The organism is Clostridium nigeriense (genome assembly GCF_900086595.1).
Taxonomy (GTDB): domain Bacteria; phylum Bacillota; class Clostridia; order Clostridiales; family Clostridiaceae; genus Clostridium; species Clostridium nigeriense.
Genome location: NZ_LT575472.1, coordinates 2,969,771 through 2,983,518, shown reverse-complemented (window position 1 = coordinate 2,983,518; position 13,748 = coordinate 2,969,771). Strand labels below are relative to the sequence as shown.

Below are 13,748 nucleotides of genomic sequence, written 5' to 3'. Positions count from 1 at the left end.
CCTAAGACTTCAACTTCTTTAAAGTCTAACTTATATTAGCTTTGGTCTACGTTCAAATTTTAAAAGCTGTTAGAGAGGGGATTAGAAACTAAAAAATACCAGAGAGGACGTTTATATGTATGTATTAAAAGTGACTATACAGAAAGTAGAGTATATAGCAAATATGTACGAGGGATAGTTGACAATAGGGGGAAGATAGTAGTATAATCGTAGAAAAGATATGAAAAAGACTACTTCCTAAAGGAAGACTTGTATAGTTAGAATGAGATAAATACAGTAGGAGAGACTGTGAAAATACAGAACTCCGCTTACGGCTTATCTCGTACATGAAAAACACTAGGCTAACGTCTAGTGTTTTTCTTTTTTTACTCTTTAGGAAATTATATAGATGCACTTTTTTATGATATGTAGAAAAGCATCTACTAAAAACAATATATCTTTACTTTATTTACCAAAAAGTATAATATTGTAAATAAAGATATAGATAACATAAGATATAAAGTGAAATAAGAACCTTATAAAGAAGATTCTTTTCATTATAATAATATGGTTAATGATTGTTTTAATATTTTTTAGGAGGGTATTATGAGGACAAAGGATTATCGAGAAATAGTAATACAGCATATGGAAAGTTATAAGAAGAACTTCTTAGGTATTACTAAAAGAGGAATTTATAAAAATTCACCTAAAGATTATGGTCATATTTTACCAAAAACTAAAGAGGAAAATGGAATACCTATATACAATTTATTGCCATCTATAGATATTAAAGATGAAATATTAAAGGAAATTAAATATCATGAATATGCACATCATTTAAATTCATCTCAATTAATGTGTATAAATTTCTTCTTACCAATAACAAAAGATAAGATTTTATTAAAATTATTAAAACAAGTTACTAATTTAAATTTTAGTAGCGATTCAGAAATAAAGGAGATAGCCTTTGAAAAATCATTTTCCAAAAGGGATAGTACTAATTTTGACTTATATATAGAAATTTCAACTGGAGAAAAAATTTATTTAGAGATTAAATATACAGAACAAGATTTTGGTGGCAATTGTTATGACAATGGAATATTAAAAGAAAAATATGAGAATAAATATAATGATTACTATGAGAAATGCATACAAGATTCATTAATGGATATAAAAGGGAAGGAAGAATTTTTTAGAGATTATCAAATTAATAGGAATATATCATATATAAAGGATAAGAATGACTATGTGATATTTATTTTACCTTTTGATAGTGAAGATTTATTAAATGAAGTTAAAAATATAGTAAGGAAAAATATATCATTAGAAAATCAAGTAAAAATAGTAGATTGGAAAGAATTATGCAAAATAGCATTGAGAGAGAGTAAAAATACAATTTTTCATCAGCACTTTAATTTATTTAAAGACAAGTATATTATTTAATAGAATAAGTAATTACTAGAGAGCTTTTTAAAAAAATAAGAATTTTTTTTTATTAATGAGGAATACTAATAGCATTTATAGAAGAGGTGAAATAAATGCTATTTTTTATTGCAACAATATGGCTAATAAGCATTATTTTAATATTGATATTCTTTAAGGGAGCAACTAGAAAAGAAAAAGATATGGAAATTAGAATGAGATTATTAGGGAATGAAGAAGATAAATAATAGAAGATAATAATGTATAACTGGATACTAAAATAAATATGATGTAATAAAGGAATTTTAAGAAAATGGGAGAGGATATTGTGGAAAAATTATTTATCATATTTATTTTAGCTTTAATATCTGAAAGTGTTTGGGAAACATTAAAGATGACCTGGCAACAGGGGAAAATATCTGTAGATAGGATAGGAGCCTTAGTTGTATCTTTAATTATTTGTATAGATGTTAAACTAGATATTTTAAGTTTATTAAATATTAATACAACATGGCCCTTTGTAGGAATAATATTAACAGCTATCTTAATATCTAGAGGATCTAATTTTGTCCATGATTTAATAGTAAAATTAGGACAAGCTAAAAGTAATTGATATTAAAAGCAATATGTTTTTACCAAGCAAAATTATAATATTATTTTATTAAAGTATGTAAGTAAAGGCATTTGCATAGATTTAAATTAAAAAATTGAAAAAATTAAAATTACTTGGTAAAATATCTATAAAACATAGTAATATAAGATGTTTAGAGATTTTAATAAAATAAGAGTGGCTTAAAATCAATGGATTAACATTAACATGAGATGTATTTAAATTTTTCTTTTACTATTACATAAGAGTTCTTAAGTCCGATTAACATTAACATGAGATGTATTTAAATAGCACATTAACATTTATATAATTTCCATAAAGTAAGGATTAACATTAACATGAGATGTATTTAAATTTGGTTAATGTTCGTAAATTAAAATATTTAGTGAACGATTAACATTAACATGAGATGTATTAAAATTTATAGCTTTAATTATAAGAATATAAAACAAAAAGTACACACTACAATGTGAAGATAGATACAAATAAAATATATAATTGATATACTTGTTATGGATATATTTGTAAAAGAGTAGTGTATTAAATTTAAGAAGATTATTTTGAGTATTTTTATTGTGATACTAGTAGTTCTTTCAAGTAATATTCTAATTTTTAGTAATATCAAAGTTAGAATAATAGGTATAGAAGATAATAAAAAGTTATATTATATGATTTTAATAATGAAATACAAGCCATAGATATAGAAATAAGATCTTCCTTTTAAAATATTAAATCAAGAGAAGTTAAGGTTTTTAAAAATGGAGAATATTTTAAGAGTGAAAATATAGAAGGAACTAAATGTATGACTTTTGATAATTATGGTGATTATAAAGAAAATTTAAGAAATAGTAATTTAGAGAAATATCTTAATTTTTAAAGATATGCTAGGCAGAAAAGCAGTATGTATAAAATCTACCCAGCAAAATAATTAACTACTAAATATATGATAAGGTAAAGACAAGTTTTATGTCAAATAAATATTTTGGTAATTTTAATAGTATTGATAGTTAATGTTAATTAAAAATTCCTACTACTTGATTTATAAAATCAGAATCCTTATACTTAAATATAAAGAAGAAATATAAGGAAGGTGGTTTTTATTATGAAGGATTTATTTACTCCTTATGAGATTAAAGGTCTTAAATTAAAAAATAGAATAGTTTTACCACCAATGTGTCAATACTCAGTAGATAAGAAGGATGGAATAGCTACAGACTGGCATTTTGTTCATTATGTAAGTAGAGCAGTAGGTGGAACAGGTTTAATTATTATTGAGATGACAGATGTTGAACCAGATGGACGCATTAGTGATTATGATTTAGGGTTATGGTGTGATGAACAAATAGAACCATTAAAAAGAATAGTAGATGAATGCCATAAATATGGTGCAAAGGTAGCGATACAAATTGCCCATGCTGGTAGGAAGGCGGAAGACGCAGAATTACCAGTTGCACCTTCAGCAATAGCCTTTGATGAAAATTGTAAAACACCAAGAGAGTTAACTACATTAGAAGTAAAAGAAATGGTAAATAAATTTAAAATGGCAGTTAGACGTGCTATTAAAGCAGGTTTTGATGCTATAGAAATACATGGAGCTCATGGATATTTAATTCATCAATTCCATTCAGAATTAACCAATAAGAGAAATGATGAATATGGAAGGGATTTAACTAAGTTTGGATGCGATATTATAAGAGCTGCAAAAAGTGAAATGCCTGAAGATATGCCATTAATTATGAGAGTTTCTGCTGTTGAATATGTAGAAGGTGGATATGGAATAGAAAGAGGAATAGAGCTTGCAAAGGCATATAAAGAAGCTGGAGCAGATATATTCCATATTAGTGCAGGAGGAGAAGGTCCAATTGCAGCAGCAGGAAAGCCAGGAACTCATGCAGCATACCAAGTTCCATTTGCAAGAGCAATAAAGGAAACTTTAGGAGTAGATGTAATAGCAGTAGGGAAGCTAGATGAACCAGAGTTAGCAAATGCTGTTATAGGCAATGAAGAAGCGGATTTAGTAGCTATAGGAAGGGCTATGTTCAGAAATCCTTACTGGGCTTTTGAAGCAGCAATTAAATTAAATAGAAAAACTCAGATACCAAAACAATATGGTAGAGGGTTTACTAGAAGTATACAAGAGGAATAGGTGATAGTAATGAGAAGTATAAAGTATCCTGCTATTTATAAACATTTTAAAAATAATTATTATGCTGTAATGACTGTAAGTAAACCTATTGAGGATAAAAGCATAATTAATGAAGATAATAAATTGCAAGCTTATCATACAGAATTAAATAAATTTATAAATATCTATAAGATAGAAGATTTATATTATCACGATGAGAATTTAAAAGATAGCTTGGTTCTATATAAGGCTCTATATGACGATAAGGGAATATATGCTAGGCCAATAAATATGTTTTTAAGCCAAGTAGATAAAAATAAATATCCAGATATAGAACAAAAATATAGATTTGAATTAGTAAATTAAAATAAGGGGACATAAAATGTCTCCTTTTTTATAGGTAATATTTTTAAATATATTATAGAAAAAAATGGATAAAATATCTTTTAATAATTGACTCTTTTAGTTTGAAAGTATATATTAGGAATATAGTTATAATATTATGTATAATATTATTAAATGAATAAATTTAGGAGTGGAACTATGGAGATATTGAAGAGTTTAATTGGAGAATTTGATAATAAAGAAGTTGAAAGTTATAGTTTAAGAAATTCAAAAGGTTTTGGAATAAATGTACTAAATTATGGTGGAATAATAACTGATGTATTAGTACCAGATAAAAATGGACTTATAGAAAACGTTGTTATGAAGTATAAGGATATTAATGTTTATAAAGAAAATCCTTCATATTATGGAGCTTTAATTGGAAGAACTTCAGGAAGAATAGCTGATGGTAAAGTTATTATAAATGATAACCTTTTGGAGTTTAATAAAAATTATGGAATTAACCAAGGGCATGGTGGAAATATAGGTTTTAGTAAAAAGTTTTTAAATGTTATAACTAGTGCAAATGAAGATGAAGCATATATTGAGTTTGATTATTTAAGTCCATCAGGAGAAGAAGGCTATCCAGGAAATTTAAACCTTAAAGTTAGATATACTATTACAGAAGAAGATGAACTAAAGTTATCTTATAGAGCAAATAGTGATGAAGATACATTAGTAAATCTAACAAATCATAGTTATTTTAATTTAAGTGGTAATTGTAAGGAAGACATTCTAAATCATCACCTATATATTGATAGCGATTTCATAATTGAAGTTAATGAAAATTCAGTACCTACTGGAGATATTATAGAAATTGGAGGGACTCCTTTTGATTTTACAAATCCCAAGACTATCGGTAGGGACATTGAGGAAGAAGATTACCAATTAAATATTGGACAAGGTTATGATCACTGTTGGGTATTAAATGGCGGAAATGATGTTAAGATAAGGCTTTATCATAAAGAATCAGGAAGGCAAATGGATGTCTATACTAACCAAAATAGTGTTGTACTATATACTCTTAATTTCCCTGATGAAGAACTTTTAGAGTGGAATAAGAAGCCAAATAGAAGAGATGCAATAGCAATAGAAACTCAAAGCCCACCAATAGGTAGAGATAATGTATTTGTAAAATATTCACTTCTGAAAAAGGGAGAAGAATATAATAAAGAAACTATATATAAGTTTTCAATAATAAAGTAGATGTTTTAATATAAACCTCAGGATATTCCTGAGGTTTATATTTTTTGTTAAACTCTAGTTTTGATTTATATATAAAATAAAGATAAAAAGGGATGCATACAGAGAACAGAAGCCATATAAAACCTCCTGTCAAATCAAGTGTTAATAGTTCACCACCTTTTTCAGTAATTTGATATATTTTTATTCTTTTAACATTACTAGGAAAATGAAAAATATTTCAGTGAAAGTTTTTATATTATCATTTTTATTTAAGTTACTATATAAAATATAAGTAGATAATTAATTGAGAGGAGTTTATATGAAAAGAAAAACTTTATATGAATTGTTTATAGGGTTATTAGCATTAATGCTTTCTATTATGATAATATTAGATTTAATGTATAAGCTTCCTTTAATGGTAGTAGAGAGTTTTTATTATATTAATTATATTGGTAGTTTTATATTTTTACTAGATTACGTATTAAATCTTGCTATATCTAAGAGAAAGATAAAATTTATAGTTAATAATATTGTAGATTTTCTATCTATTTTTCCCTTTATCTTAATTGGAAAAATAATTATTAATTTAAACTTAAGGATATTTGTAGATATTAATACTCAACTAAAGATAGTTAAAGTAATATTTTTATTTATTTTAATTATTAAGTTTAAGAATAAAATTAAAGAAACAGTTAAAGTTAATAAATTTAATTACTTACTAATTGTAACAACCATTATAATAGTATTAGGTGCAGTTATAATTGCATTGCTTGAGGATATGACCTTTGGAGATGCAATTTGGTGGAGCTTTGTCACATTTACTACTGTAGGATATGGTGATATATTATTAACAACTAGATTAGGAAGAGTAGTTGCTATACTTCTTATGATTTTTGGAATAGGATTTATAGGGGTAACTACAAGTACTATTGCAGCTTATATAATTAATAAGGATATAAGAAAGAGGGAAAAAAGAACTTTTAGAGATGAAACTATCGAATTTATTAAGTTTAAAATAGATAATTTAGATAATATTTCTGATGAAGAATTAGATAATATATACAAAACTTTAAGGGTTTTAAGAGAAAAGAAGAAAGGATAGAATGGAATTTGTTATGAAAAATAAGATGAAAGCTATAGTTATTATTTTAAGTGTAATATTAATTACGTCATACATAGGGTATGTAAACTTATATAAATATGTAAAGAAGGTTCAATTACCTTCATTTATATCTAATGAAGAAGTTTCAAGAGAAGAAGGATTATTATTGAGTTTCATTAATAATGAATTAATGGATGATGAAGGAGGAATATATACTAATTATAGTAATAATAAAACTGATGGAGATTTAACTAAGGGTCATGATATATTATCTGAATCTCAAGGAATGATTTTAAATTATTATTTGTATAACAATAATAAAGTAGAATATGAAAATATCTTTAAATACATTAAAGATAATATGATGTTAAAGGATGGCTTAATAAGCTGGAGGATTGAAGAAAATCAGCCTTCAAATGTTTCTGCAACTATAGATGATTTAAGAATAGCAAGATCATTTATTTTAGCAGGAGAGGATTTTGATAATTTTAAATATAGATATTATGGATTAAAGGTTGCTAAAGGAATTAAGAAAAATTTAGTTACAGATGATAGACTTGTAGATTTTAATGATGGATATGGAAAAAGTAATATAACTACTTTATGTTACTTAGATTTATATGCAATGGATGTATTATCTTTGTTTGATGAGGAGTGGAGTAACATATATAATAAATCTCTTGAAGTTATCAACAATGGATTTATAAGTAGTGAACTTCCATTATATAGAAAGTTTTATGATGGTGATAAGGAAAGCTATGATAATGAAGAAAAGGTAGATACATTATTATCTGTTCTGGTTATTTTAAATAAAGCAGAAGTAAATGAAGATGTAAGTGAAAGTGTACATTGGCTAAAGAATAGGTTAAGGGAATATGGATATATTTCAACCACATATGATATAAAAACAATGGAAGAAAGTAAAGTAGAATCAACATCTATTTATGCTAACTTAGTTTTAATAGCAAAGGTAATAAATGATAAAGAACTGTATGATTTAGCAGTGAATAAAATGAAAAATTTTCAAGTGTTAAATATAGATAGTGATATTTATGGTGCTTTTGGATATGAAGCTGCTAATGAAGTATATTCATATGATAATCTAAATGCATTACTTGCTTTTAGAAGAGGTTTTAAAAATTAGATTCTCTATATAAGCTATATTAAAAAGGTAATAATTTTATTGAATTAAGTGAACAATAAAGTTATTACATAGGATAAGGCTTATATGGAGGAAAACATGAGAAATATATTTAAAATATTTAATAGAGATTTAAAAAGTATTCTTAATAATTGGGTGGCACTTATTATTATAATTGGACTTATTGTATTACCTTCTTTATATGCTTGGTTTAATATAAGAGCTAGTTGGGATCCTTATGGAAATACTGGTGGAATAAAGGTTGCAATTGTTAATAAGGATATTGGGGGAAAACTTCAAGAAAAAAATATAAACATTGGAGATCAGCTAGTAGAAAAGCTTAAAGATAATACTAATTTAGGATGGCAGTTTGTTTCAGAAGAAGAGGGGAATAGTGGGGTTGAGAAGGGAAAATATTATGCAACTATAATAATACCAGAAGAGTTTACAGAAGAAACCTTATCTATAGTAAACAAGCCCATTAAAAGGCCAACATTAATATACAAAGTTAACGAGAAGAGCAATGCAATTGCTCCTAAAATAACTGATAAAGGAGTTACTACAATAAAGTCTCAAGTTGATAGTAACATAATAGAAACTGTAGATGGTGTAATATTTAAAATACTAAATGAAGCTGGAGTTAGTATTGAGGGAGCTAAAGATAAGATATTAAAATTAATGAATGGAATTATTAGTTTAAATAATAAGATTCCTGAAATTGAAAATATAATAAATGAAGCTACAGAGGGTAGCCAAAAGGCAGAAGCGTTAGTAAAGAGAGCCAAAGAGAATCTTCCTTTATTAGATGATACCTTATCCTCAAGTGATAGTTTATTAATTGATACTAAAAATGCTTTGGAAAAATCTAAAGGAGCTTTAGGAGAGATAGCACCAGTAGTAAAATCGGATTTAGAATTAATAAGTAGAGAACTTAATGCCTTAGAAGGAATTATTAATTCAATTATTAATATAAATATAGATAAAAATTCAATTATAACTGGACTTGACAATATTAGTAGTAAGTTTGGAGAAATAAATAATAAGATTAATGGTATTTTGAAAGCTTTAGAGCCCTTAGCTAAGTTTAATGAAAGTATAAAAGAAATAGTTAATGATTTAAATTTAGCAAGTTCTAAGATAAATTCTGCTATAGACGTTATTGGAAAAATACAAAATGAAATTAATAATGCAAAGCCTATAGATAAAAGTAAGCTTCAAGAAATTAAAGTATTAATACAAAATAATAAAAATATTATAAATAGCATTTTAAATAATTATGATTCTAAATATATTCCGGCTATAAATAAGGCCATAGATGAATTAACTTCAATTGCTGACAACTCTCTTAAGCTTATAGACGAAGCTAAATCAGCTATTCCAGATATAAATAGTTTGCTTGATACTTTAGATAAAGCACTAAACTTAGGGATGGAAGATATAGATAAATTAAGAAGCGAAATGCCAACTATAAAATCTAGCTTAGGAGAAATATCAAAGAAATTATCAGTAATAAATAATGAAGGGGAAATAGATAAACTATTATCTATTTTAAAAAATGATTGGGAAGCTGTAAGTAAATTTTTAGGAAGCCCAGTAGAAATAAAAGAAGAAATATTGTTTTATATTCCTAATTACGGATCTGCAATGTCGCCATTTTATTCTACCCTAGCTCTATGGGTAGGGTCATTAATATTAGTTTCTTTATTAACTACTGAACCACATGGATTTAAGGAAAAAATTAAGTTTAAACCTTATGAAAAGTATTTTGGAAAACTTCTGACCTTTGGAGCTATAGGAATATGCCAAACAATAATTCTTACCCTAGGAGATTTATATTTATTAAAATGTTATGTATTAAATAAATGGTTGTTTATAGGAGTAAGTATATTAAGTAGTATAATATTTATTACCATAGTTTATACATTAGTATCTATATTTGGAAATGTAGGTAAGGCATTAGCTGTGATTTTATTAGTTATACAAGTTGCAGGAGCAGGTGGTACTTTTCCAGTAGAAGTAATGCCAAGTTTCTTTAAAAAGGTAAATCCTTTATTACCTTTTACTTATGCAATTTCAGCTATGAGGGAAGCTGTAGCTGGTGTTGTTAAAGAAAATTTAACTAGAGACTTACTTATGCTTTTAAGTTATGGAGCAATATTTATAATAATAGGATTATTTTTAAAAGGACCAATTAATAAAGCAAGTAAAAAGTTTATAGAAAAGTTAAATAAAAGTGGGCTTATAGGACACTAGGATAAGATTGCACAGCAATCTTATAAATTAAATAATGAACAATGAAAAATTGAGGTTGGAATTCAGCTTTGGCTGAATTCCTTAAATTTAAATAATTAAGTTAAATTTTTATTTTAAAATATTTTCTATAATTGAGTTTATTTCTGGGATTTTTTTGTCTGTGTAAGTCATAAGCTTATAATCATAAGAATAGTTATCAAGGGCTCTTTCTGTTTTATGATTGTTTTGAGTAACTGTTAAATTACTCTTATAATCAACTCGAGTTATATGTATAGAAATAGTTTTCCCTATGGTTTTTAAACACTCTATTTCTTTAGGAAATCTTGCATCAGGGATTATTGCTATATCAAAGTCATTTTTAACTAAATTTAATATTTTAAGTAATTCATCAATCAAGAACATTTCATCTTGTGCTCTCATTTTATCTCCCAATCTCTGTAGAATATCTCTACCGGTTTTATCTTTTAAACCCTTCCAATTATATACTTGAGTTGCTACCATTTTTAAGTAATCAGCATAATGAATTATAAATACCTTTTTCCCTTTACCCTCAAGAATATATTTCAATTTTTTTGCAAGGGTATCTTTTCCATGTCCTGCGCCACCAGAAATTGATATACATTTCATAATAGCTCCTCCTTTCGTGGTTATCCAATAGTATTATATAATTTTACATTGCCTATGAAGCAATGTAATAAATAAATTTACATATATTAAATTTTTTAGACTTTCTTAAAGATTATATCATAAGATAGTTATAATATATTGAAAAATATATTATAATAAATTAAAATTATATTATGCAGATGTGGCGGAATGGCAGACGCATCATCTTGAGGGGGTGACGGGGGAATCCTCGTGCGGGTTCAAGTCCCGCCATCTGCACCAATTTATAAATTTTGTATTAAAAATAAAAAATTAATAGTTAACAAAAATAAGGGTCAGAGTATATGTTATTCTGACCCTTAATACTTATAGAGGTTAGATATATTTTTTGATGGTTTAGGAGGAAGTTTAAATGAAGAGGTTATTTGAAATTATATATATTTTATTAGAAAAAGAAAAAGTTACAGCAAAAGAATTATCTGATCATTTTGAAGTATCTCAAAGAACAATTTATAGAGATATAGAAAAACTTTCTGAAGCTGGAATTCCTATTTATATGGCTAAAGGAAAGGGGGGAGGAATAACTCTTTTGCAAGATTTTATATTAAATAAAACACTTTTATCTGAAGAAGAAAAAAAAGAAGCATTAGCGGCTATTCAAGGGTTTAGTGCTATTAATGAAGGTGCTTTTGAAGACAAATTATCTAAATTAAGTATGTTTTTAGGTGGAAATAGTCAAAGTTGGATTGAAATAGATTTTTCAAGTTGGAATAAAGATAATAGCCTAGGTGAGAAGTTTGAAGCAATAAAAAGATCGATAATAAATAAAAAAATAATAGAAATTGCTTATTATAATTCTAATGGAGAATATTCAAATAGGACTGTAGAGCCCTTAAAGTTAGTATTTAAAGGTCAAGGCTGGTACTTGTATGCTTATTGTAAAAATAAAAGAGATTTTAGATTTTTTAAATTAAATAGGTTAAGAAGTATTGACGTTCTTGCTGATACTTTTAGTAGACCTATTCCTAATAAAGTTTTGTTAGAGAATGTTTATGAAAATAATGATATAGTAAATATAAAATTAAAAATAGATAAAAGTATGGCTTTCAGAGTGTACGATGAATTTCAAGATTATATTATAGATAAAGATGGGGATTACATAGTAGAAATAAAGTTGCCTTTAGGTGAGTGGATATATGGATATTTAATGACATTTGGAGATAGCATAAAAGTACTAGAGCCACAGGAAATAAAAGAAGAGGTAAAGAAACGATTAATTAAGGCCTTAAATAATTATTAATATGACAGATAGGTGTCATATTAATATGGTTATAATTTAATTATAAAGATAATGTCAGGAGAGATATCATGGAAAAAATAGATTATAAAAAGAAATATAAGGATTTATATTTACCTAAAACAAGTCCTATGGAAATATTAGTACCTAAAATGAATTTTATAATGGTAGATGGAAAGGGAAATCCTAATGATAAAGAAGGAGAGTACCCAAAAGCTATTGAATTGCTGTATGCCTTATCGTATACAATAAAAATGAATAAGGAAATTAGAAACCAATTAAAAGGATATTTTGATTATGTTGTCCCACCACTAGAAGGGTTATGGTGGTTAGAGGATGATGATATGGATTTTAGTAAAAAGCATAAGTATATTTGGACATCTATGATACGTCAGCCAGAGTTTGTTACTAAGGAAATTTTTGAATTTGCTTGTAATGAAGTTAAAAAGAAAAAGCCTAATCTAGATATTAGTAAAGCAAGATTTGAAGCTTTTAATGAAGGATTATGTGTTCAATGTATGCATATAGGTCCTTTTGATGAGGAATATAAAACTACTGCTAAAATTGATAAGTACCTTAAAGAAAATAATTTAATAGATGATATATGCGGAGTTAATGAAGATGGAAAAATAAAAAGACATCATGAAATATACTTATCAGATCCAAGGAGAGCTAGTATAGATAAAATGAAAACTGTTATTAGACATCCTGTAAGGAGATAATATGGATTATATTATTGCTAAAAGTATTGTTTCCAATTATAAAGAAGATAATAATTGGTTTGGAGCCAATTATACTATGAATATTTATAAGGGCTGTTGTCATGGTTGTATATATTGTGATAGTAGAAGTGATTGCTATGCAATAGAAAATTTTGATAATGTTAGGGCAAAGGAAAACTCCTTAGATATTATAAGAAAAGAGTTAAAATCAAAAAGAAAAAAAGGAGTAGTTAGTACTGGTTCTATGAGTGATCCATATAATCCTTTTGAAAAGAAATATAATTTAACAGGAAGAGCTTTAGAAATTATTAATGAAAATGGATTTGGGATAGAGATAGCAACTAAAAGTGACTTAATTACTAGGGATGTTGAAATATTAAAGAGAATCAAAGAGCATTCTCCTGTAATTTGTAAACTTACAATAACAACTATGGATGATGAGTTATGTAAAAAAATTGAGCCTAATGTTGCAGTAACTTCTAAGAGGTTTAAAGCCATAGAAAAATTATCCTCAGAAGGAATTTATACTGGAGTATTATTAATGCCTATATTACCATTTATTAATGATAGTGAGGAAAATATAATTTCTATTGTAAGAATGGCTAAAAAGTGTGGAGCAAAATTTGTGTATCCTCTTTTTGGAGTAACCTTAAGAAACAATCAAAGAGATTATTTCTTTAAAGCTTTAGATAAAAATTTTTATGGTGTTAAAGAAGAATATTTAAATGTTTTTGGCTACGAATACTTATGTTTAAGCCCTAATGCAAATTATTTATATAAGATATTAAGCGATGAGTGTAAAAAGCTAGATATTCTTTATAAAATGAAAGATATAGTAGAAGATTATAAAAAAGGATATTTTAATGAGCAAATAAGTTTGTTTGATATATAAAGGATGGTTAAGCCATCCTTTATATTTTCT

At 26.3% G+C, this 13,748-nt stretch carries 14 protein-coding genes and 1 tRNA gene; 14 read left to right on the top strand and 1 reads right to left on the bottom strand.

Going from position 1 to position 13,748, the window contains the following annotated elements:
- The first annotated feature begins 585 nt into the window (after window positions 1–585).
- The 10 genes from BN6774_RS14005 (at window position 586) to BN6774_RS13970 (ending at window position 10,201) form a co-directional block, all read left to right on the top strand.
- On the top strand, window positions 586–1,422 hold the full coding sequence (locus tag BN6774_RS14005; protein ID WP_066894844.1) for a PGN_0703 family putative restriction endonuclease: 837 nt from the start codon (window positions 586–588) through the stop codon (window positions 1,420–1,422).
- Window positions 1,423–1,517: 95 nt separating this feature from the next.
- Window positions 1,518–1,649, top strand: coding sequence for a hypothetical protein (locus BN6774_RS19000; protein WP_268873144.1), 132 nt, complete (start codon window positions 1,518–1,520; stop codon window positions 1,647–1,649).
- An 80-nt stretch (window positions 1,650–1,729) separates the two neighbouring features.
- The gene (locus tag BN6774_RS14000; protein WP_235829621.1) at window positions 1,730–2,014 is read left to right on the top strand and encodes a hypothetical protein; all 285 of its coding nucleotides are present in this window, start codon (window positions 1,730–1,732) and stop codon (window positions 2,012–2,014) included.
- 572 nt (window positions 2,015–2,586) lie between these two features.
- Window positions 2,587–2,709 (top strand): hypothetical protein, encoded by a 123-nt coding sequence (locus BN6774_RS18995; RefSeq protein ID WP_268873143.1) that lies wholly within the window; start codon window positions 2,587–2,589, stop codon window positions 2,707–2,709.
- Between the two features lie 404 nt (window positions 2,710–3,113).
- Window positions 3,114–4,157 carry an NADH:flavin oxidoreductase/NADH oxidase gene (locus BN6774_RS13995; protein WP_066894840.1) on the top strand — a complete coding sequence of 348 codons (1,044 nt, stop codon included), beginning with the start codon at window positions 3,114–3,116 and terminating at the stop codon, window positions 4,155–4,157.
- A gap of 9 nt (window positions 4,158–4,166) precedes the next feature.
- Window positions 4,167–4,502, top strand: a complete 336-nt coding sequence (locus BN6774_RS13990) for a DUF1653 domain-containing protein (RefSeq protein ID WP_066896697.1) — start codon at window positions 4,167–4,169, stop codon at window positions 4,500–4,502.
- Between the two features lie 177 nt (window positions 4,503–4,679).
- A complete protein-coding gene (locus BN6774_RS13985) occupies window positions 4,680–5,726 on the top strand; it encodes an aldose epimerase family protein (protein ID WP_066894838.1) in 1,047 nt (348 codons plus the stop codon).
- A gap of 298 nt (window positions 5,727–6,024) precedes the next feature.
- Window positions 6,025–6,807, top strand: coding sequence for a potassium channel family protein (locus BN6774_RS13980; protein ID WP_066894837.1), 783 nt, complete (start codon window positions 6,025–6,027; stop codon window positions 6,805–6,807).
- Between the two features lie 13 nt (window positions 6,808–6,820).
- A complete protein-coding gene (locus tag BN6774_RS13975) occupies window positions 6,821–7,951 on the top strand; it encodes a glycosyl hydrolase family 8 (protein ID WP_084767143.1) in 1,131 nt (376 codons plus the stop codon).
- A gap of 96 nt (window positions 7,952–8,047) precedes the next feature.
- On the top strand, window positions 8,048–10,201 hold the full coding sequence (locus tag BN6774_RS13970; RefSeq protein WP_066894835.1) for a YhgE/Pip domain-containing protein: 2,154 nt from the start codon (window positions 8,048–8,050) through the stop codon (window positions 10,199–10,201).
- Between the two features lie 108 nt (window positions 10,202–10,309).
- On the opposite strand, the gene BN6774_RS13965 is transcribed toward BN6774_RS13970, so the two are convergent.
- Window positions 10,310–10,828, bottom strand: a complete 519-nt coding sequence (locus BN6774_RS13965) for a nucleoside/nucleotide kinase family protein (protein WP_066894833.1) — start codon at window positions 10,826–10,828, stop codon at window positions 10,310–10,312.
- 175 nt (window positions 10,829–11,003) lie between these two features.
- On the opposite strand from BN6774_RS13965, the gene BN6774_RS13960 reads away from it, so the two are divergent.
- From BN6774_RS13960 to BN6774_RS13945, 4 genes are all read left to right on the top strand, one after another.
- Window positions 11,004–11,089: transfer RNA gene (locus BN6774_RS13960), tRNA-Leu, on the top strand.
- A 130-nt stretch (window positions 11,090–11,219) separates the two neighbouring features.
- On the top strand, window positions 11,220–12,107 hold the full coding sequence (locus BN6774_RS13955; protein WP_066894831.1) for a helix-turn-helix transcriptional regulator: 888 nt from the start codon (window positions 11,220–11,222) through the stop codon (window positions 12,105–12,107).
- 68 nt (window positions 12,108–12,175) lie between these two features.
- Window positions 12,176–12,826: a GyrI-like domain-containing protein gene (locus BN6774_RS13950; protein ID WP_066894829.1), complete on the top strand. Its 651-nt coding sequence runs from the start codon at window positions 12,176–12,178 to the stop codon at window positions 12,824–12,826.
- A 1-nt stretch (window position 12,827) separates the two neighbouring features.
- The gene (locus BN6774_RS13945; RefSeq protein WP_066894827.1) at window positions 12,828–13,718 is read left to right on the top strand and encodes an SPL family radical SAM protein; all 891 of its coding nucleotides are present in this window, start codon (window positions 12,828–12,830) and stop codon (window positions 13,716–13,718) included.
- Window positions 13,719–13,748: the final 30 nt, after the last annotated feature.

What these genes read in the sequence shown, in the direction of transcription:
- BN6774_RS14005 (WP_066894844.1), top strand. Translation starts at nt 586, where the DNA reads ATGAGGACAAAGGATTATCGAGAAATAGTAATACAGCATATGGAAAGT.
- BN6774_RS19000 (WP_268873144.1), top strand. Translation starts at nt 1,518, where the DNA reads ATGCTATTTTTTATTGCAACAATATGGCTAATAAGCATTATTTTAATA.
- BN6774_RS13995 (WP_066894840.1), top strand. Translation starts at nt 3,114, where the DNA reads ATGAAGGATTTATTTACTCCTTATGAGATTAAAGGTCTTAAATTAAAA.
- BN6774_RS13990 (WP_066896697.1), top strand. Translation starts at nt 4,167, where the DNA reads ATGAGAAGTATAAAGTATCCTGCTATTTATAAACATTTTAAAAATAAT.
- BN6774_RS13985 (WP_066894838.1), top strand. Translation starts at nt 4,680, where the DNA reads ATGGAGATATTGAAGAGTTTAATTGGAGAATTTGATAATAAAGAAGTT.
- BN6774_RS13980 (WP_066894837.1), top strand. Translation starts at nt 6,025, where the DNA reads ATGAAAAGAAAAACTTTATATGAATTGTTTATAGGGTTATTAGCATTA.
- BN6774_RS13975 (WP_084767143.1), top strand. Translation starts at nt 6,821, where the DNA reads ATGAAAAATAAGATGAAAGCTATAGTTATTATTTTAAGTGTAATATTA.
- BN6774_RS13970 (WP_066894835.1), top strand. Translation starts at nt 8,048, where the DNA reads ATGAGAAATATATTTAAAATATTTAATAGAGATTTAAAAAGTATTCTT.
- BN6774_RS13965 (WP_066894833.1), bottom strand. Translation starts at nt 10,828, where the DNA reads ATGAAATGTATATCAATTTCTGGTGGCGCAGGACATGGAAAAGATACC.
- BN6774_RS13955 (WP_066894831.1), top strand. Translation starts at nt 11,220, where the DNA reads ATGAAGAGGTTATTTGAAATTATATATATTTTATTAGAAAAAGAAAAA.
- BN6774_RS13950 (WP_066894829.1), top strand. Translation starts at nt 12,176, where the DNA reads ATGGAAAAAATAGATTATAAAAAGAAATATAAGGATTTATATTTACCT.
- BN6774_RS13945 (WP_066894827.1), top strand. Translation starts at nt 12,828, where the DNA reads ATGGATTATATTATTGCTAAAAGTATTGTTTCCAATTATAAAGAAGAT.